This is a genomic window from Clavibacter lycopersici, assembly GCF_003576405.1.
GTDB lineage: Bacteria > Actinomycetota > Actinomycetes > Actinomycetales > Microbacteriaceae > Clavibacter > Clavibacter lycopersici.
Map to the genome: position 1 here is coordinate 14,135 of NZ_QWGT01000006.1, position 17,760 is coordinate 31,894.

A 17,760-nucleotide genomic window follows, 5' to 3' on the forward strand; every position below is an offset into this window, starting at 1 on the left:
GGGCGTCGTCGCGTCCGCGCCCGGCCGGCATCCGGATCCGGAGCCTAGGATGGCGGCATCGTGACAGACCAGCTCTCGCCCGCCGAACGCTACGCGGCCTCCCGCTCCCGTCGCAGCCTCCCGCTCCTCGAGTCGTTCGCGAGCGGCCTGCGCTTCGACCTCGACCCGTTCCAGCGCGCCGCCGCCGAGTCGTTGGAGAACGGGCGCAGCGTCCTCGTCGCGGCTCCCACCGGCGCGGGCAAGACCGTCGTCGCGGAGTTCGCCGTCTACCTGGCGATGCAGCGGCCGAGCGCGAAGATCTTCTACACGGCGCCGATGAAGGCGCTCAGCAACCAGAAGTACGCGGAGCTGGTGGCCGAGTACGGCCCCGACGAGGTGGGCCTCCTCACGGGCGACACCAACGTCAACAGCCGTGCGCGCATCGTCGTCATGACGACCGAGGTGCTGCGCAACATGCTCTACGCGGACTCGGACCTGCTCCGCGACCTCGCGTTCGTGATCATGGACGAGGTGCACTACCTCGCCGACCGCTTCCGCGGGGCCGTGTGGGAGGAGGTCATCATCCACCTCCCGCAGAGCGTGCGGATGATCTCCCTGAGCGCGACCGTGTCCAACGCCGAGGAGTTCGGCGACTGGCTGCAGGCGGTGCGCGGCGAGACGGACGTCATCGTCTCCGAGGAGCGGCCCGTGCCCCTCGAGCAGCACGTCATCGTGCGGCACCGCATGGTCGATCTCTTCGACTCGTCGGGCCTCGCGGCGACGCACCGCGTGAACCCCGAGCTCGTCCGCATGACGCACGGCGGCGGGCGCGAGGCCGTGCGGGCGCGTGGCGGCCAGGGGCACTCGCGCGGTCGCATGGGTACGGGCGGCGGATACGGCCGCAAGGCACCCGGCCCGTGGGACCGCGGCCGCATGGACCGGCCCGAGGTCGTCGCCCTCCTCGAGGAGCGGAACCTGCTCCCTGCCATCTTCTTCATCTTCAGCCGCGCCGGCTGCGACGCCGCCGTCAAGCAGGTGCTGCGCGCCGGCGTCCGCCTCACGCACGCGCACGAACGCGACGAGATCCGTGCCGTCGTGGAGGAGCGCTGCCGCACCCTCCGCGACGAGGACCTCGCCGTCCTCGGCTACTGGGAGTGGCTCGAGGGCCTGGAGCGCGGCGTCGCGGCGCACCACGCGGGCATGCTGCCGGCGTTCAAGGAGGTCGTCGAGGAGCTCTTCCAGCGGAAGCTCGTGAAGGCCGTCTTCGCGACGGAGACCCTCGCGCTCGGGATCAACATGCCCGCGCGCACGGTCGTGCTCGAGCAGCTCGAGAAGTTCAACGGCGAGGCCCGCGTCCCGCTCACGCCGGGGGAGTACACGCAGCTCACCGGCCGCGCCGGACGCCGCGGCATCGACGTCGAGGGCCACGCGGTCATCCAGTGGAAGGACGGGCTGGATCCGCAGGCCGTCGCCTCCCTCGCCTCCCGCCGCACGTACCCGCTCAACTCCAGCTTCCGGCCCACGTACAACATGGCCGTCAACCTCATCGACCAGTTCGGCCGCGAGCGCACCCGCGAGGTGCTCGAGTCGTCGTTCGCGCAGTTCCAGGCCGACCGCGCCGTCGTGGACCTCGCCCGCAAGGTCCGCACGCAGGAGGAGTCGCTCGCCGGCTACGAGAAGGCGATGGTCTGCCACCTCGGCGACTTCCGCGAGTACTCCGGGCTCCGCCGCGAGCTCACCGACCTCGAGCGCGCGACCGCCGCCCGCGCCGACATGCAGCAGCCCGGGCAGCACGGCGAGCGCGACAAGCGGCAGCGCCAGCTGACCGACCTGCGCCGACGGATGAAGGCGCACCCCTGCCATGCGTGCAAGGACCGCGAGTCGCACGCGCGCTGGGCGGAGCGCTGGTGGCGCCTCAAGCGGCAGACGGATGCCCTCGGCCAGCAGATCCGCACCCGCACCAACGCGGTGGCCAAGGTCTTCGACCGCGTGACCGAGCTGCTGCTCTCGCTCGGCTACCTCAAGCGCGCCGCTGACGGCCAGGTCGCGCCGAGCCCGAACGGCCGCATGCTCAAGCGCATCTACGGCGACCGCGACCTCCTGGTGGCCGAGTGCCTGCGCAACCAGGTGTGGGTGGACCTCGATCCCGCTGCCCTCGCCGCCATGGCCGCGTCGCTCGTCTACCAGCCGCGACGCGACGAGGGCGACCGCGACGACCGCAACCTGCCGCGCGGCGCGTTCCGCGCGGCCCTCGAGCGCACGGAGGAGATCTGGTCTCGGCTCGACGACATCGAGCGCGAGCGTCGCCTTCCCACGACCGACCCGCTGTCGACAGGCCTGTGCGCCCCCATGCACCGCTGGGCGCGCGGCGGCAGCCTCGACGCCGTGCTCGACGAGGCCGACCTCGCCGCCGGCGACTTCGTGCGCTGGACGAAGCAGACCATCGACCTGCTCGACCAGCTCTCGATCGTGGCCGACGGCCCCGTCTCCCGGAACGCCCGCACGGCGCTCGACAGCATCCGGCGCGGCATCGTCGCGTACTCGTCGGTGTGACCGCGCTCGCCCGGGCTCCCCGTCGGGAGCGCGCTTCCTCGGCGCCCCTGATCGCGCCCGCTCCCGCGACGTCCGTCCGACCTCCGCTGCCGCTGTGGGGCGCGTTCCTCGCCGCCGCGGCGTCCGGACCCGTGATGGACGCGGCGTTCCCCGACCGCGGCCTGTGGCCCCTCGTCTTCCCCGGGATCGCCCTCGTCCTCCTCGCCCTGCGGGGCAGGAGAGCCGGGCCGGCGTTCCTGATCGGGCTCGTGGCGGGGCTGGCCTTCTACCTCACGCACATCGAGTGGGCGTCGCTGTACCTCGGGCCCGTGCCGTGGATCGCGCTGTCCGCCCTGGAGTCGCTGTTCGTCGCCGCGGGAGCGGTCGCCATCGCCACCGCCACGCGCTGGATCCCGCGCGCGTTCCCCACGGTCGCCGGCCGTGCGGTCCTGCTGCCGGTCGCCGTCGCCGGCCTGTGGACCGCGCGCGAGGCGATCTCGGCGGTCTGGCCCTACGGCGGCTTCGCGTGGGGTCGGGTGTCCCTCTCGCAGTCGGAGAGCCCGTTCGCGCACCTCGTGACGTGGCTCGGGCTGTCCGGCCTGTCGTTCGTCCTCGTCCTGCTCGTCGCGCTGCTCCTGGAGCTCGCCGCGGAGGAGCGCGTGCGGCGGTCGAGCAGGGCGCTCGTCGCGGGGATCGCGATCGCCCTGGTGCTCGTCGTGCCCGCGTTCCCGGTCGCGACCACCGGCACCACCCGCGTCGCCGCGGTGCAGGGGAACGCGAAGGCCGGGTACTTCGACGGCGCCCGCTACGGCGACATCCTGCGCGCGCACCTCGACGCGACGGCGGAGATCCCGTCGGACGCCGGGATCGACATGGTGGTCTGGCCCGAGAACGCGGCCGACGCGGATCCGCTCCGCGACCCGGGCTCCGCGGCGGCCCTCGACCGCGTGGTCGCGCGCCTCGGGGCACCGCTCGTCGTCGGGACGGTCACCGAGCGCGACGGGCGCTACTACAACGAGTCGCTCGTCTGGACCGGGGGAGGGGCGACCGACCACTACGACAAGAAGCACCCCGTCCCCTTCGGCGAGTACGTGCCCGACCGCGCGTTCTGGGAGCCGTTCGCGCCGGACCTCATCGGCCTCATCCAGCGCGAGTACACGCCCGGCACGACGGATCAGGTGATGGACGTCGCAGGGGTGACCGCCGGCATCGCGATCTGCTTCGACATCGTCGACGACCAGCTGACGACCGACATGGTGGACGAGGGTGCGGAGATCATCCTCGCCCAGTCGAACAACGCCGACTTCGGCCGCACCGACGAGAGCGTGCAGCAGCTCGCGATCGCCCGGATGCGGGCGCTCGAGACGGGCCGCAGCGTCGTCAACATCTCCACGGTCGGCACCAGCGCGATCGTGGGACCGGACGGCCGGGACCTCGACCGGCTGCCGTGGTTCACCGCCGGATCGATGGTGGTCGACGTGCCGACCGCCGACGCGGTGACCCCGGCGATCCTCGTCGGGCGCGACATCGAGTGGCTCGTGTCGGGGCTGGGCCTCGGCGCCCTGGCTGTCGCGGGTCTCGCGCTCGGCCGTCGCGGCCGTCGCGCCGTCCGCTGACCCGTCACCTGCCCCACGCAGAGGAGCACCCCCCGGCGATGCCGAGGGGTGCTCCTGTGGTTCGCGAGCGGAGGGGTCGGGTCAGGCGCCGATGCGGTGCTGACCGCGCCGCGCGCGGAGGGCGGTGAGTCGCTCCTCGAGGAGCTCCTCCAGCTCGGCGCGCGTGCGGCGCTCGAGCAGCATGTCCCAGTGGCTCCGGGGGATCTTGGCCTCGACCTCGTCGTGGGCGACGGGTGCGCCCTCGGCGTCGAGGAGGCGTCCCTCCATGCCGCTCTTCGGGGACTCCCAGACCTCGGGGACCTCGGCCTCGGCCGAGAACACGACCTCGAAGGTGGTCCCGTCGTCCGTGCGGTACGTCTTCCTCTGCCGGGGGGAGAAGCTGACGCCCTCCTCGCTCTGCAGGCTCGTGGACCCGAGCCGCATCCCGCGCAAGCTGCGATCTGCCATGGTGGTCTCCTCTCGCGATGCACTCCCCGTTGTAAACCGCGCGGCTGTGAGGATCCTTTCTCAGGACGCCCGGTTCCCAGGCGAATCCCAGTCCCTGCCTCGTAGCGCCGCGAGCGCCAGATCGGGGCGATCGGTCACGATGCCATGCACCCCCGCGCTGACCAGGCGGATCATCTCCCCGGGGTCGTCGACCGTCCAGACGTGCACCTCGCGGACGGGTCGCGCGAGCCGGGCGACCATCACGGGGGAGACCGTCCGGATCCCCAGCACCCGGCGGGGCATCTGCACGGCGTCGACGCCGCGGAGGGCGATGCGGACGACCGGCCCGAGCGCGAGCCGGGCACCGAGGACCGCGAGCACCAGGCGGCCTGCGTCGGCCGACGTCGCGACGCCGGGGAGGAGCGCGACCGCTCGGCGTCGCCGGGAGGACGAGAACGAGGTGACGAGCACCCGGTCGACGGCGTCGGCCGCGCGGATCGCCCGGGCCGCGGCCGCGGGGGCGTCACGGCCCTTCACGTCGACGTTCAGCCGCGCGCCGGGCAGCGCCTCGAGCAGCTCCGCGAGGGTGGCGATGCGGGCGCCGGATCCGATGTCCATGGCCCGCAGATCCGCGAGCGTCGCGTCCCTGATGCGGCCCGGGCGTCCGGTGAGGCGGGGGAGGTCGTCGTCGTGCCAGAGCACGCACACGCCGTCGGCCGTGACGTGCACGTCGGTCTCGAGGTGCGTGACGCCGAGGTCCCACGCTGCCCGGAATGCGCCCAGGGTGTTCTCGACGGCACCGGATCCGGTCCACCCGCGGTGCGCGAGGACGCGCGGGACGCCGCCGTCGAACCAGGCGTGGCGCGTCACGCGGGGCGGACGTCGTCGTCGGACGCGTCGGGGGAGTGCGACACCCGGTTCCCGTCGTCGTCGGGAGCGCCGTCGACCGGGAACGCGCGGAGCAGGGCAGCGCGCGCGGCTCGGAGCAGGGCGGTCGCGGCCGCGACGGCGACGAGGGCCTGCAGCCACCAGGGTGCTCCGACGAGACCGGACAGCAGGGCGGCGAGGGCGGCGGCGCCCACGCAGAGCGCGGCGAGGTCGAGGCGCCGCATCTCCACGACGACCGCCGCGACGATGATCGCGAGCCAGGCGATCCACGTTTCGTCGTCGAGGATGGCCGTCACCCGCTGCTCCCTCGCTCCGTGGACCGGATGCCCCGAACCTAGCCCACCGCCCGGACGCCGGGCGATAGGCTCTCCTGGCCGTCAGCGTGGTGTCCCACCCGCGCGGCCCGTCCCGATCCGTCCCTCGCCGGACGACCCGTCGCGCGCATCCGGCGCGCACCCCTGGAGGAGTACCGCTGTGAGCACCGTCGACGAGACCCGCCCCTTCGCCCCCGACGAGCTCCGCGGCCGCCGCGCGCTCGTCACCGGCTCCTCGCGCGGCATCGGCGCGGACACGGTCGCCTACCTCGCGGAGGCGGGCGCCGACGTCGTCGTCAACTACCGCAACAAGGCTGCGCGGGCCGAGAAGCTCGTCGCCAAGCTGCAGGAGGGCGGTGCGAAGGCCGTCGCGGTCGGAGCCGACCTCACGGATCCCGACTCCGTCGACCGGCTGATGGAGGTCGTCCGCGCCGAGCTCGGCGGCCTCGACGTGCTCGTCCTCAACGCGTCCGGCGGCATGGAGAGCGGCATGGCCGAGGACTACGCCATGACCCTCAACCGCGACGCGCAGCTGAACGTGCTGCGGAGCGCGCTGCCGCTCATGTCCGAGGGCGGCCGGGTCGTCTTCGTCACGAGCCACCAGGCCCACTTCATCCGCACCACCGAGACGATGCCCGAGTACGAGGCCGTCGCCCGCAGCAAGCGCGCGGGCGAGGACGCCCTCCGCGAGCTCCTGCCCGAGCTCGACGAGCGCGGCATCGGCTTCGTCGTCGTGTCCGGCGACATGATCGAGGGCACCATCACGGCGACGCTCCTCGGCCGCCTCAACCCCGAGGCCATCCAGCAGCGCAAGGAGGCGTCCGGCGGCCTCTACAACGTCTCGCAGTTCGCGGCCGAGGTCGCGCGTGCGGTCGTCGACCCGATCCCCGCGGACCACACGCGCCTGGTGGGCGACACGAGCAGCTTCCGGCCCGAGTGACCCGCGCGGGCCGGGGCGGGATGGCGCCCCGGGGCTAGGCTCGGAGCGATGAAGACCACGGATCTCGACCTCCTCACCTCCGTCTCCCGCCCCGCCGTGTCGCCCGACGGCCGCCTGGCCGTCGTGTCGGTCACGCGCCCGCGGGTGCACGCCGACGCGTACACCGGCCAGCTGTGGGAGGTGACGACCGACGGATCCGCGCCCCCGCGCCGCATCACGCGCGGCTTCCGGGACACGGCGCCGCGGCTCTCGCCGGACGGCAGGGTGATCGCGTTCCTGCGGGCCGAGCCGAAGGGTCCTCCGCAGCTGCACCTCGTCCGGGCCACGGGCGGCGAGCCGGTCGCCGTCACCGACGAGCTGCTGGGGGTGGGCGCGTTCGACTGGTCGCCCGACGGATCCCGCATCGTCTACGCCTCGCGCGTCGCCGAGCCCGGGCGGTACGGCAGCGTCGAGGGCGTGCCCGCCGCTGCCGAGCCCGCGCGCCGGATCACCACCACCAAGTACCTCGCGAACGGCCTCGGCTGGTCGACCGACCGGCACGTGCAGCTGTCCCTGGTCGAGGTGCCCGACCTCGACGCCGAGCCCTTCGTGGCCGCCGTCCCGTCCGGCTACCCCGACGCCGCCGACCCGGCCGTCCGCGGCGAGGGCGCGGACGCGACCCCGTCGGCCGCCGAGCGCGCGGGCGTCCCGCCGGTCGTCCGCCTCACCGACGAGCCCGTCGACCACGACGCGCCGCGCTTCTCCGCCGACGGATCCGAGGTCCTCTTCGTCGCCTCGCGCCACGCCGGCCGCGACGACGACCTGCTCTCCGGCGCCTACGCCGTGGCCGTCCCGGCGCCGGGCGACGCATCGAAGGGCATCCCCGAGGTCCGCACGGTCGTCTCGCACGAGGCGGGTCTCGGCATCGGCGAGGCCGTGTCCGTCGAGGGCGGACGCGTCTACCTCCTGGCGCAGGACCTGGGGGAGTCGGGCGTCGACTTCGTCGCCCGCAACACCGCGCTGTACGTCCTCGACGACGACGACGCCGCCCCGCGCGTCCTCACCGACGCCGAGAGCGTCGACCTCGGCGGCAGCACCATCACCGTGGAGGACCGCGACGCCGTCCTGGTGCTCAACGCATCGCGCGGCACCGTGCAGCTGCTCCGCGTGACCTCCGACGGCGCCGTCGAGGCGCTCGTCGACGACCAGGTCGAGATCACGGGAGTCGGCGTCGGGGGAGGGGCCGTCGTCGTCGCCCTCACCGACCCGCGCACGCACGGCGACCTCGCGCTCGTCCGCACGGATCGCGCGCCCGACGCCGGATCCGCCCTCGTGCCGCTCACCGACTTCTCCGCCCCGCTGCGCGAGACGGGGATCCGCCCGCTGCACGAGCTCGTGGTCGAGGGCCGGGACGGGTACCCGGTGCACGGCTGGGTCGTGCTGCCCGAGGGGGAGGGGCCGCACCCGGTGCTCCTCGTGATCCACGGCGGGCCCTACGCGGCCTACGGCGTGCACCTCTTCGACGAGGCGCAGGTCTACGCCGACGCCGGCTACGCGGTGCTCCTCTGCAACCCGCGCGGCGCCGCCGGCTACGGGCAGGAGCACGGCCGCGTCATCAAGGAGCGCATGGGCACGGTCGACATGCACGACGTGCTCGACTTCCTGGACGGCGCGATCGCCGTGCACGAGTCCATCGACGGATCCCGCGCGGGCATCATGGGCGGCTCTTACGGCGGCTACCTCACCGCGTGGACCATCGCGCACGAGCACCGCTTCCAGGGCGCCATCGTCGAGCGCGGATTCCTCGACCCGGAGCTGTTCACGGGCACCTCGGACATCGGCACGTTCTTCGGCGAGGAGTACACCGGGCACGATGCCGAGGTACGCCTCACGCAGAGCCCGCAGGCCGTCGCCCATCAGGTGACGACACCCACCTTCGTGGTCCACTCCGAGGACGACCTGCGCTGCCCGCTATCGCAGGCCGAGCGGTACCACCTCGCGCTCGTGCGCGCGGGCGTCGAGACCGAGATGCTCGTGTTCCCGGGCGAGGACCACGAGCTCAGCCGCTCCGGTCGGCCGCGCCACCGCGTGCAGCGCTTCGAGGCGATCCTCGACTGGTGGGCCCGGCACCTGCCGGTCGCCGGCGGCGCGCGATGACCGATGGCGATGTCGTGCGGCACGTGCGGGACACCGCGCGGATCCTGCTGGCCGACGAGCGCGACAGGCTGCTGCTGTTCCTCACGAACTACTCGGTGAACGTCGACCTGCCGCCGCGCTGGCTAACGCCCGGCGGCGGGATCGACCCGGGCGAGACGCCGGCGGTGGCCGCCCGGCGGGAGCTGTTCGAGGAGACCGGCCTCCGGGTCGAGTCGGTCGGCGAGCCGGTCTGGGAGCACGACTACGCGCGCCGGCGCATCGACGGCGGGCTCGACGTCGGGCACTCGACGTTCTACCTGGTGCGCGTCGACGCCTTCGCGCCCGTCTCGGACAACTGGATGCCCGATGAGTTCGACGACATCCACGCGCACCGCTGGTTCACGCTCGACGAGCTCGCCGCGACGTCGGATCCGCTGGAGCCGCGGGAGCTGGTGCAGGTCGCGCGCGACGTGCTGTCGCGGAGTAGCTGACGCGGTCCGGCCACGGGCCGTTCGGGTCCTGGACGATGAGCCGATAATGCACATTATGTCATGTTGGCGGTGCAGCGAGCATTGCGAGGCCCGCTCGCGCGGGCGCTCCGAGGACACGGCGCCATCCGGCGCAGCTCCTCGACCAGGGCGTACAGGCGATCCGTGCGGGTCACGGCTCCGGCGTGGGCATCGCGCGATGTGCTGCTCGTGATGGCGGCCGGGGATGCACCCTCATCACCCGCGGATCCGGGCGATCGCGCCTCGAATCGGGATCCGCATCCGGGGGCTCACCTACTGGCTGAGCACCCGGGGGTCCCGGCCGTAGCGCGGAGCGGCGTGCATGTTCTCGCGGAGCGTCGCGCCCTCGTAGTCGACGTGGAAGATCCCGCGCTCCTGGAGGATGGGGACGACCTGGTCGACGAAGTCGTCGACGCCGTCGTGGAGGCCGTCGATGGAGAGCGAGAACCCGTCGCAGGCACCGGCCTCGAACCACTCCTGCATGAAGTCCGCGATCTCCACAGGTGTGCCCGCGACGACGGGGTGGTAGTCGATGACCCCGTGCGCGATGACGTCGCGCAGCGACCATCCCTCGCGGACCACCTCGAGTGCACGTGCGGACCGAGGGTCCCCCGGGCTCGCGATCGCGCGGGCGAGGAGCTCGGCGGGCACGGGCTCGTCGATGTCCTCGTAGCGCAGCGGCAGTCCGATCATGTGCCCGAGGTATTCGGCGCGCTGGCGCAGGTCGAGCGACTCGTCGAGGAACCGGCGCCGGTCGAGGGCCTCGCGCTTCGTGGCGCCGACGGTGGGCATGAAGCCGGCGAACACCTTGATGTCGTCGGCCTCCCTGCCGGCTGCGACGGCTGCCGCGCGCAGCTCGTCCCGCTGCGCGCGGGCGGACGGGATGTCGAACGGGTTCGCGTAGACGCCGTCGGCGTGGCGGCCGGCGAGCTCGAGCCCGTTCTGCCCTCCCCCGGCCTGGAAGATCACCGGCTGGCCCTGCTCGGACGGCGGGATCGGCAGCGGCCCGACCGAGGCGACGTGCTTCCCGCCGAGGTCGATCGGCCGGACCTTCGCCGCGTCCGCGTAGCGCCCGGCGTCGACGTCGCCGATGAGCGCGTCCTCCTCCCAGCTCCCCCAGAGCGCCTCGACGATCTGGATGAACTCGTGCGCCCGGGCGTACTTCTCCGGCCGCGGCGGCACCTGCGCGCCGAAGTTCGCGGCGGCATCCGGGTTCGAGGTCGTGACGGCGTTCCAGCCGATCCGGCCGTGGCTGACCACGTCCATCGCCTTGTACTGGCGTGCGACGTTGTACGGCTCGTTGAAGGTCGTCGACGCGGTCGCGACCAAGCCGATGCGCGACGTCTCGCGGGCGATGGACGTCATCACCACCACTGGGTCGATGACGTGCCGCTGCGGCTGGACGTCGAGGTCCGTCTCCAGCGCAGGCGTGTCGGCGAAGAACAGCAGGTGGATCTTCCCGCGCTCCGCGGACTGCGCGTGGCGGACGTGCGCGTCCATGTCCGTGTAGCTGTCCAGCGGTACGCCCGGCAGGCGCCACGCGCCGGGCACGCCGCCGAAGCCGCCGACGAGCTGCATCGCGAGGAGCATCTGAGGGGTGGGAGTGGAGGGGGTGTCTGCGGTCATGGAACGAGTCTCGGACCTTCACACCAGTGGCAATGTCAAGTCCGGTTCGCACCGGCCCCCGGATGTCAGCTGGCGCGGCTGAGCTGCGCCTCCGTGTTCGCGGCGTCGATGGCGTCGATGTAGCTGGAGATGGCGTCGCGGTTCTGGATGAGGAAGTCGATCTTCTCCGACATGCGGTCGCGCTCGTGCACCAGGGTGTCGCGGAGGCCCGGCCACGCGTTCCGCACGACGATCGTCTGCGGCTGATCGAGGCACGGGAGGATGTCCATGATGATGCGCGAGGGGATGCCGGCGTCAGCGAGGCCGCGGATCTTGTTCACCCGGTCCACGAGGTAGTCGCCGTACTCGCGGTACCCGTTGTCGAGCCGCTCGGGCGTGATCAAGCCCTGCTCCTCGTAGTACCGCAGCATGCGCGCGGCGACACCCGTCTTCTTGGACAGCTCTCCGATCCGCACGCGTTCCTCCGTATTCCCTTGACCTTCACACTAGTGGCAATGTCGACACTGGAGGGAGACCACCAGACGGAAGGCAGGACCCCATGAAGATCGGCATCATCGGCACCGGCATGATCGGCGCCACCCTCGCCCAGCGCCTCGCCGGAGCGGGGCACGACGTGTCCATCGCGAACTCCCGCGGCCCCGAGACCATCTCGGGCAAGGTCCTCAGCACGGGCGCACGGGCGGTCGATGCGACCGACGTCGCGACCGGGGTCGATGCCCTCATCGTGTCCGTGCCGCTGAACCGGATCCCGGACATCGCGCCGCTCGTCCGCGACTCCCCCGAGGACGCGGCCGTCATCGACACGTCGAACTACTACCCCATGCGCGACGAGGCGATCGCGGAGCTCGACGCCGGGCAGGTGGAGAGCGTGTGGGTCAGCGAGCAGTACGGGCGAACGGTGATCAAGGCGTGGAACGCGATCGGTGCGCAGTCCTTCGCCGAGCACGGCACCCCGAAGGGCACCGCCGGGCGGATCGCCATCCCGGTCGCCGGTGATGACGCGGACGCGCAGGCGCTGGCGATGTCGCTGGTCGAGGACACCGGCTTCGACGCCTTCGACGCCGGCTCGCTGGCGGGCTCCTGGCGGCAGCAGCCCGGCACGCCGGCCTACTGCACCGACCTCGCCGCCGAGGAGATGCCCGCCGCACTGGCGAAGGCCGACCGTGACCGATCGGCACGTCGCCGCGATCTCGTCATCGACGTCGTGACCGAGCGCGCGGAGGCCGAGGGAGGCGTCAGCGGCGACTACCTCGTGCGCCTCAACCGCGCCATCCACTGAGCCCCACCGACCACCGGCCCCAGCTGACGGCTCGGGCCAGGACTTGGGCTGACGGACCGCCGCAGTACGAGACGAAGGGCTCCCTCCAGCCGGAGGGAGCCCTTCGCCAGGTCATGACGACTCCGCGCGCGCAGGCCACCGGACCGGTGATCCGCGCCGAGGCCCCGCCGCGCGCTCGACGCTCAGCGCGAGGTGACCGCGTCGCTCGCAGTGGCTCGGGGACGGCGCCCGATGAAGAGCGTCGTGACGAGACCGGCGATGGCGATGATCAGGGCTGTCGTGAACGCGGCCTGTCCTGCGGAGACCGTCTGCGACACGGTGAGCGCGCCCGCGTTCGTCGCTGCGGATCCGATCGTGTACGCGGACACCAGGACCGCTCCCCCGGCCGCGCCAGCGAGCTGCTGCACGGTCGTGAACGCCGCGGTCCCGTGCGGATGCAGCTCCGAGCGGAGGGATGAGAGGGCGAGCGTGGTCGCGGGTCCCCAGATCATCGCCTGACCTGCCGTCATGAGGAGGTAGCCGGTGAGGTAGGCCCAGACGCTGTTCGACTCGTCCAGGGTGCTCAAGAACCAGATGCTCGCCGCCCAGAGCACCGCGCCGGGGATGGCCAGGGGCAGGGGCCCCCACCGGTCGTACACGCGGCCCCCGAGTGCGGACACGACGGCGATGATCACGCCGCCGGGAAGGAGGAACAGCCCGATCGCGAGCGTGCTCAGCCCCAACGCGCCGGTCAGGACGAACGGCAGCACGAGCGCGACGCCGAAGCCGTTCATGGCCACGAAGAGCATGACCACGGCCGCGACGGCGAACTCCTTGCTCTGGAAGATGCGCATGTCCAAGAACGCCTCCCCCCGTCGCTGCAGCGCCACCTGGCGCATCACGAAGCCGGCGACACCGACCACGCCGATCACGGTCGGGATGAGCGGCGGCATCGGGGCGTGGCCGGACACGGACTCGCCGATCAGCGACAGCCCCAGCACCAGGGCGCCGAACCCGACCGCGGACAGCGCCAGGGACACGAGGTCCAGCGACGCCCTCTCAGGTGCGGTGATGTTCCTCAGCTGCAGGGCGCCGGCGATGAGCGCGATGACGGCGAGCGGCAGCACGAGGATGAAGAGCCACCGCCACGAGGAGTAGGTCAGCACGAGGCCCGACACGGCCGGCCCCACAGCGGGAGCGATGGCGGGCACCGCGGTCACGAGCGCCATGATCCGGCCGCGCCTCGACTCGGGGATGAGCCGGATGGCGGTGGTCATCAGCAGGGGCAGGAACACCGCCGTCCCGACGGCCTGGACGATCCGGCCGGACAGGAGGATCCCGAAGGACGGAGCCGCCGCGGAGATCGCGGTGCCGATGATGAACACCGACAGCGCGGTCAGGAAGATCGTCCGCAGGTGGAAGCGGCGCATCACGAAGCCTGTGGCGGGGATCAGGACGGCCAGGGTCAGCAGATACCCGGTCGTCAGCCACTGACCAGCTGACGGGGTGATGTCGAGGTCGGCGATGAGGGTGGGCAGGGCGACGCCCAGGAGCATCTCGTTGAGCAGGACGAGGAACGTGGACGCCATCAGCAGGCCGAGGACGAGCGCGTCGCCCGGCTGGAGGCGATCGAGGGCCCGCGCCTGTTCGCGCGGATGAAGGGAGGTGGTCATCCCTCCATCATCAACAGTGACATCAGTGTGAATGTCAAGTCCGCAGCCGGAGTCACCGAGGGCCAGCCCATCCGGGCGTTCGCCTGTCCGACAGGGGACCCGTCCACGGACGGCCGCCGCTGAGCTCATGCGCGCCGCACTGAGGCCCGCGGCACCTCGCGGTCAGCTGCCCGGCAGCGGACCACGTGCCGCGCGGGAGTCGGCGCCCGGGTGTCCGACGGACGCGGAGGTCCGCCCTACGCTCTCCCCATGGACAGGGACCGGATCAGCGACCTCGCGCACGCCGAGCATCCGATCGCGTCGCCGCTCGGCGACGACACCGTCGATCGGCTCCTCGCCGGTGCGGTCGGCGGGCGGCGCAGCGTCCTCGACCTGGGGTGCGGCGACGGCACGTGGCTCCTGCGGGCCCTGCGCCTGGATCCGTCGCTGACCGCGGTCGGCGTCGACCGCTCCGACGCGGGCTTCGACCGGGTCCGTCGACAGGCCGAGCTCGAGGGCCTCTCCTCCCGCCTCAGGCTGATCTGCGCCGACGCGCGTTCGTGGAGGTTCCCCGACCGGTTCGACGTGGTGCTCAGCGTGGGAGCGTCGCACGCCTTCGACGGTCTCGCCCCGACCCTGGCCGCGGTGGAGGGGCACCTGGGTCCGGGCGGTCGGGCGATCGTGGGCGAGTGCTTCTGGGAGCGCCCGCCCACCCCGGCGGTGCTGGATCTGCTCGGCGCCCGACGGGAGGACTACGAGGGCCTCGCCGGCACCGTGGATGTCGCCGCAGCGGCCGGATGGATCCCGCTGCAGGGGCACGTCAGCACCCTGCGGGAGTGGGACGACTACGAGTGGTCGTGGACGGGCTCGCTCGCCCGCTGGGCCCTGGAGCACCCCGACGACCCCGACTGCGCGCAGGTGATGACCGCGTCGATCGAGCACCGGCGGGCGTGGCTGGACGGGTACCGCGGCACTCTGGGGTTCCTCACCATGGTCCTCGGTCGGTCGGCCTCCCGCTGAGGCGCGCTCACGCCGGTCCGCCGGATGCGGGGGTCGTCGCCGCCAGGAACTCCCCCAGGCTCGTGGGCCGCCGGCCGAGGAGCCGCTCGACGTCGCCGCTCACGCGCCCCATCTCGCCGGCGGCCATGGCCGTGTAGGTGCTGATCCAGGCGTCGAGCTGCCACTCGGGCGCCTGCCACACCGCGCGGGATGCCCGCGCCTCCTCGAGGGTCTCGTCCCGGTAGGTCACCGCCCGCCCCTGGGCCGCCGCCACGGTCGCGGCGATCTCCGCCATCGTCAGCGCCTCAGGACCCGTCAGCTCGTAGGTGGCGCCGGCGTGGGCGGCCGGGTCCCGCAGGATCGTCGCCGCGACCTCGGCGACGTCGGCGCGCGTGACGGCGGCGACACGTCCGTCGCCGGCCGGGCCGCGGATCACGCCGTCGTCGCCGACCAGCTGGCTCACGAAGTCGATGTAGAAGGCGTCGCGGAGGAAGGTCCACGCCATGCCGGACGCGCGGATCCGCTCCTCGGTCGCGTGGTGGTCGCGCGCGAGCGTGAAGGTCGCATCGGGGGCCGCGCCCGCGAAGGACGTGTAGACGACGTGCGCGACGCCCGCCTCCGCCGCGGCGTCGACGAACGCGACGTGCTGCGCGAGCCGGTGCTCGTCCTCGGCGGCCGACACCATCAGCAGAGTCGACGCGCCGGAGAGCGCCGCGACGGAGGCCGCATGATCGCCGTAGGCCACCTCGTGCACGGTCGCGCCTGGCAGCTCCGGTGCGCGCGACGGCGTGCGCGCGAGGAGCCGCTGCGGGAGCCCGGCCTCGGCGAGGCGGCGGGCCACCGCTCCCCCGACGGCGCCCGTGACGCCGGTGACGGCGATGACGTCGGTCTGCGTGGTCATGGTGGTCGCCTCTCCGTGCGGCGGCGGGCGGCCCGGCGGGATCCGGTGCGCGTCGCGATCGCTCGACACCATCCTCGCGCGCGACGCGGCCCCCGTCTCGCGAGGAGGCGGGGGCCGCGTCGTGCGATGCGTCAGCGCATCACGAGCCGGCGCGCGTCACGATCACGTCGAAGGTGCTCGTCCGGACGTTGCCGGCGCGGTCCTTCGCGGTGCAGGTGACCGTGGTGGTGCCGACGGGGAAGATCCCGCTGCGCGGCGGCGCGCACACCACCCGCACGTTCCCGTCGCGCGTGTCGATGGCCGACGGCAGCGTGTACGGGACGCGCACGCCGGTGGCCTTCGTGGCGACGGCCGTGATGTCGTCCACGTCCGCGATGCGCGGCGCCGAGAGGTCGGCCGGACGCGCCGGCAGCCTCTTCGCGTCGACGATGCCCCAGTAGGCGGGCGCCGCCTGCAGGTCGTCGTCGAACGGCAGCGGCTGCTCCCACGGGCGCGCGATCGGCCACGTGCGCAGCCAGCTGCGCGCGTTGCTCACGCCCCAGAAGGTGACCGAGTCGATGGACGACGCCTGCTGGCGGATCATCTGGAACAGGTCGCGGTAGTAGTAGCCGACCTCGGCCCCGGCCTGCGCGTCGTCGGAGTAGACGGGCGTGTACGGGTCTTGGGGAGCGCCGCTCACGTCGGCGCCCTCGTTCTGGTTCGACGCGTTGACGTCGAGCTCGGTGATCGCCTGCAGGAGGCGGGTGTCGATGCGCTCCACCGCGCGGATGGAGTCGCGCAGCCACGAGACGGGCCGGGCGAAGTCGACGTGCGCCTGGTGGCCCACCCCGTCGATCGGCGCACCGCGGGCGACGAGCGCGGAGATCAGCTCCAGGTAGTCGGCGCGCTTCGCGGGCAGCTCGGTGTTGTAGTCGTTGATGAAGAGCTTCACGCCCGGGAAGTACGCGCGGGCGAGGCGGAAGCCCTCGTCCACGAAGCCCTCCCCCAGCACCTGGAACCAGCGGCTGTCGCGCATGTCGTGCGGGTTCCCGTTCGGACCGTCGTCGATGACCTCGTTGACGACGTCCATGGCCCAGATCGGGCTGTCGCCGTCGGGGTAGCGCGCGGCGATGTGGTCGGCGATGCCCTTCACGTGCGCCTCCATGCGCGCCTTCAGCAGCGCCTGGTCGTCGGGGCTGTCGGTGAGCGGGCGGTCGCCGTCGAGGAAGAACCACGCGGGCGTCTGCGAGTGCCAGAACAGCACGTGGTAGTAGACGTCCGTGCCGGACGAGTCCGCGAAGTCGAGCAGCTGGTCCAGCTGCGTGAAGGTGAACTGCCCCTCCACCGGCTGGACGCTCTCGGGCTTGCCGGCGTTCTCGGGCGTGAACGCGTCGAACTGGCGGCTCACGAGGTCCGCCCCCGCGCCGACGGTCTCGCGGCCGTCGATCGCGACGCCCACGTGCTCGATGCCGCGGGCGCCGAGGACGTCCTTGAGGGCGGGGATGTCGGTCTGCACGGGCGTGGCCACGGCCTCTCCCAGCTGGAAGTCGTCGAGGAGGAAGTCGGCGCCGACCGTCCCCTCCACGTACACCTGCGCCTTGTCGACGGGGCCGCCGAGCGTGTACGTGCCGGTGAGCTCCGTCCACGCGTCGGCGGTGACGCGCGCGGCGGCTCCCGCCACCCCGTCGTAGCCGCTGCCGCCGCCGGTGTCGCGCTGCACGGAGACCTTGAGCGACGCGGGCTCCTCCCCCGCGGCCAGGCGCGCCCACACCGTGACCTCGACCTGCTGGCCGACGGCGAGGGCGCTCGTCACGTCGAGGGCGGCGCCGTGCCACTCCATCGTGCGGTCGGTCACGAGCAGGCTGCCGGATCCCGTGTGAGCGACGGTGCTCGGCGCGATGGAGACGCCGTCGCCGCGCGGGGCCCAGCCGTCGGTCCCGGACTCGAAGTCGGAGCCGATGCCCGCGGGAGCGGCGGCGTCGGCGGCCTGGGCTGCGGGGGCGGCGATGGCGCCCGCACCCGCGAC

Annotated in this window: 15 protein-coding genes; 7 read left to right on the top strand and 8 right to left on the bottom strand. The window is 72.9% G+C overall.

What is annotated here, in order from left to right:
- Positions 1-60: 60 nt before the first annotated feature.
- Both DZG00_RS01065 and lnt read left to right on the top strand, forming a co-directional pair.
- Entirely contained in the window at positions 61-2,532 is a 2,472-nt protein-coding gene (locus DZG00_RS01065) for a DEAD/DEAH box helicase (RefSeq protein ID WP_119381238.1), read from the top strand.
- On the top strand, positions 2,529-4,127 hold the full coding sequence (lnt, locus tag DZG00_RS01070) for an apolipoprotein N-acyltransferase (RefSeq protein WP_199688890.1): 1,599 nt from the start codon (positions 2,529-2,531) through the stop codon (positions 4,125-4,127). Before DZG00_RS01065 ends, lnt begins: the two co-directional genes overlap by 4 nt.
- 81 nt (positions 4,128-4,208) lie before the next feature.
- Here lnt and DZG00_RS01075 read toward each other — a convergent pair whose 3' ends face one another.
- Genes DZG00_RS01075 through DZG00_RS01085 form a run of 3 tightly spaced genes read right to left on the bottom strand, consistent with a single transcriptional unit; the run spans position 4,209 to position 5,737 of the window.
- Entirely contained in the window at positions 4,209-4,574 is a 366-nt protein-coding gene (locus DZG00_RS01075; protein WP_119381239.1) for an RNA polymerase-binding protein RbpA, read from the bottom strand.
- Between the two features lie 60 nt (positions 4,575-4,634).
- Entirely contained in the window at positions 4,635-5,423 is a 789-nt protein-coding gene (locus DZG00_RS01080; RefSeq protein ID WP_119381240.1) for a glycerophosphodiester phosphodiesterase family protein, read from the bottom strand.
- Positions 5,420-5,737, bottom strand: coding sequence for a hypothetical protein (locus DZG00_RS01085; RefSeq protein ID WP_119381241.1), 318 nt, complete (start codon positions 5,735-5,737; stop codon positions 5,420-5,422). Before DZG00_RS01085 ends, DZG00_RS01080 begins: the two co-directional genes overlap by 4 nt.
- A 178-nt stretch (positions 5,738-5,915) precedes the next feature.
- Here DZG00_RS01085 and DZG00_RS01090 point away from each other — a divergent pair, with 178 nt between their 5' ends.
- From DZG00_RS01090 to DZG00_RS01100, 3 genes are read left to right on the top strand one after another with little or no spacing between them, the layout of a single operon-like run.
- Positions 5,916-6,695, top strand: a complete 780-nt coding sequence (locus tag DZG00_RS01090; protein WP_119381242.1) for an SDR family oxidoreductase — start codon at positions 5,916-5,918, stop codon at positions 6,693-6,695.
- Positions 6,696-6,743: 48 nt separating this feature from the next.
- Positions 6,744-8,831 (top strand): S9 family peptidase, encoded by a 2,088-nt coding sequence (locus tag DZG00_RS01095; RefSeq protein ID WP_119381243.1) that lies wholly within the window; start codon positions 6,744-6,746, stop codon positions 8,829-8,831.
- Positions 8,828-9,301, top strand: a complete 474-nt coding sequence (locus DZG00_RS01100) for an NUDIX hydrolase (protein WP_119381250.1) — start codon at positions 8,828-8,830, stop codon at positions 9,299-9,301. The genes DZG00_RS01095 and DZG00_RS01100 overlap by 4 nt, the downstream gene beginning before the upstream one ends.
- Positions 9,302-9,592: 291 nt before the next feature.
- On the opposite strand, the gene DZG00_RS01110 is transcribed toward DZG00_RS01100, so the two are convergent.
- On the bottom strand, positions 9,593-10,945 hold the full coding sequence (locus tag DZG00_RS01110; RefSeq protein WP_119381244.1) for an NtaA/DmoA family FMN-dependent monooxygenase: 1,353 nt from the start codon (positions 10,943-10,945) through the stop codon (positions 9,593-9,595).
- A gap of 65 nt (positions 10,946-11,010) precedes the next feature.
- Positions 11,011-11,400: a MerR family transcriptional regulator gene (locus DZG00_RS01115; protein ID WP_119381245.1), complete on the bottom strand. Its 390-nt coding sequence runs from the start codon at positions 11,398-11,400 to the stop codon at positions 11,011-11,013.
- Between the two features lie 83 nt (positions 11,401-11,483).
- Here DZG00_RS01115 and DZG00_RS01120 point away from each other — a divergent pair, with 83 nt between their 5' ends.
- Positions 11,484-12,224: an NADPH-dependent F420 reductase gene (locus tag DZG00_RS01120; RefSeq protein WP_119381246.1), complete on the top strand. Its 741-nt coding sequence runs from the start codon at positions 11,484-11,486 to the stop codon at positions 12,222-12,224.
- 182 nt (positions 12,225-12,406) lie between these two features.
- Here the strand turns inward: DZG00_RS01120 and DZG00_RS01125 are convergent, their stop codons facing one another.
- Positions 12,407-13,876, bottom strand: coding sequence for a DHA2 family efflux MFS transporter permease subunit (locus DZG00_RS01125; RefSeq protein WP_158586967.1), 1,470 nt, complete (start codon positions 13,874-13,876; stop codon positions 12,407-12,409).
- Between the two features lie 249 nt (positions 13,877-14,125).
- Here DZG00_RS01125 and DZG00_RS01130 point away from each other — a divergent pair, with 249 nt between their 5' ends.
- On the top strand, positions 14,126-14,875 hold the full coding sequence (locus DZG00_RS01130; RefSeq protein WP_119381248.1) for an SAM-dependent methyltransferase: 750 nt from the start codon (positions 14,126-14,128) through the stop codon (positions 14,873-14,875).
- A 7-nt stretch (positions 14,876-14,882) separates the two neighbouring features.
- On the opposite strand, the gene DZG00_RS01135 is transcribed toward DZG00_RS01130, so the two are convergent.
- Together DZG00_RS01135 and DZG00_RS01140 are read right to left on the bottom strand one after the other, a co-directional pair.
- Positions 14,883-15,755: an SDR family oxidoreductase gene (locus DZG00_RS01135; RefSeq protein ID WP_119455318.1), complete on the bottom strand. Its 873-nt coding sequence runs from the start codon at positions 15,753-15,755 to the stop codon at positions 14,883-14,885.
- 139 nt (positions 15,756-15,894) lie between these two features.
- A partial coding sequence (locus DZG00_RS01140) for an endo-1,4-beta-xylanase (RefSeq protein WP_119455317.1) occupies positions 15,895-17,760 on the bottom strand: 1,866 nt, incomplete at its 5' end.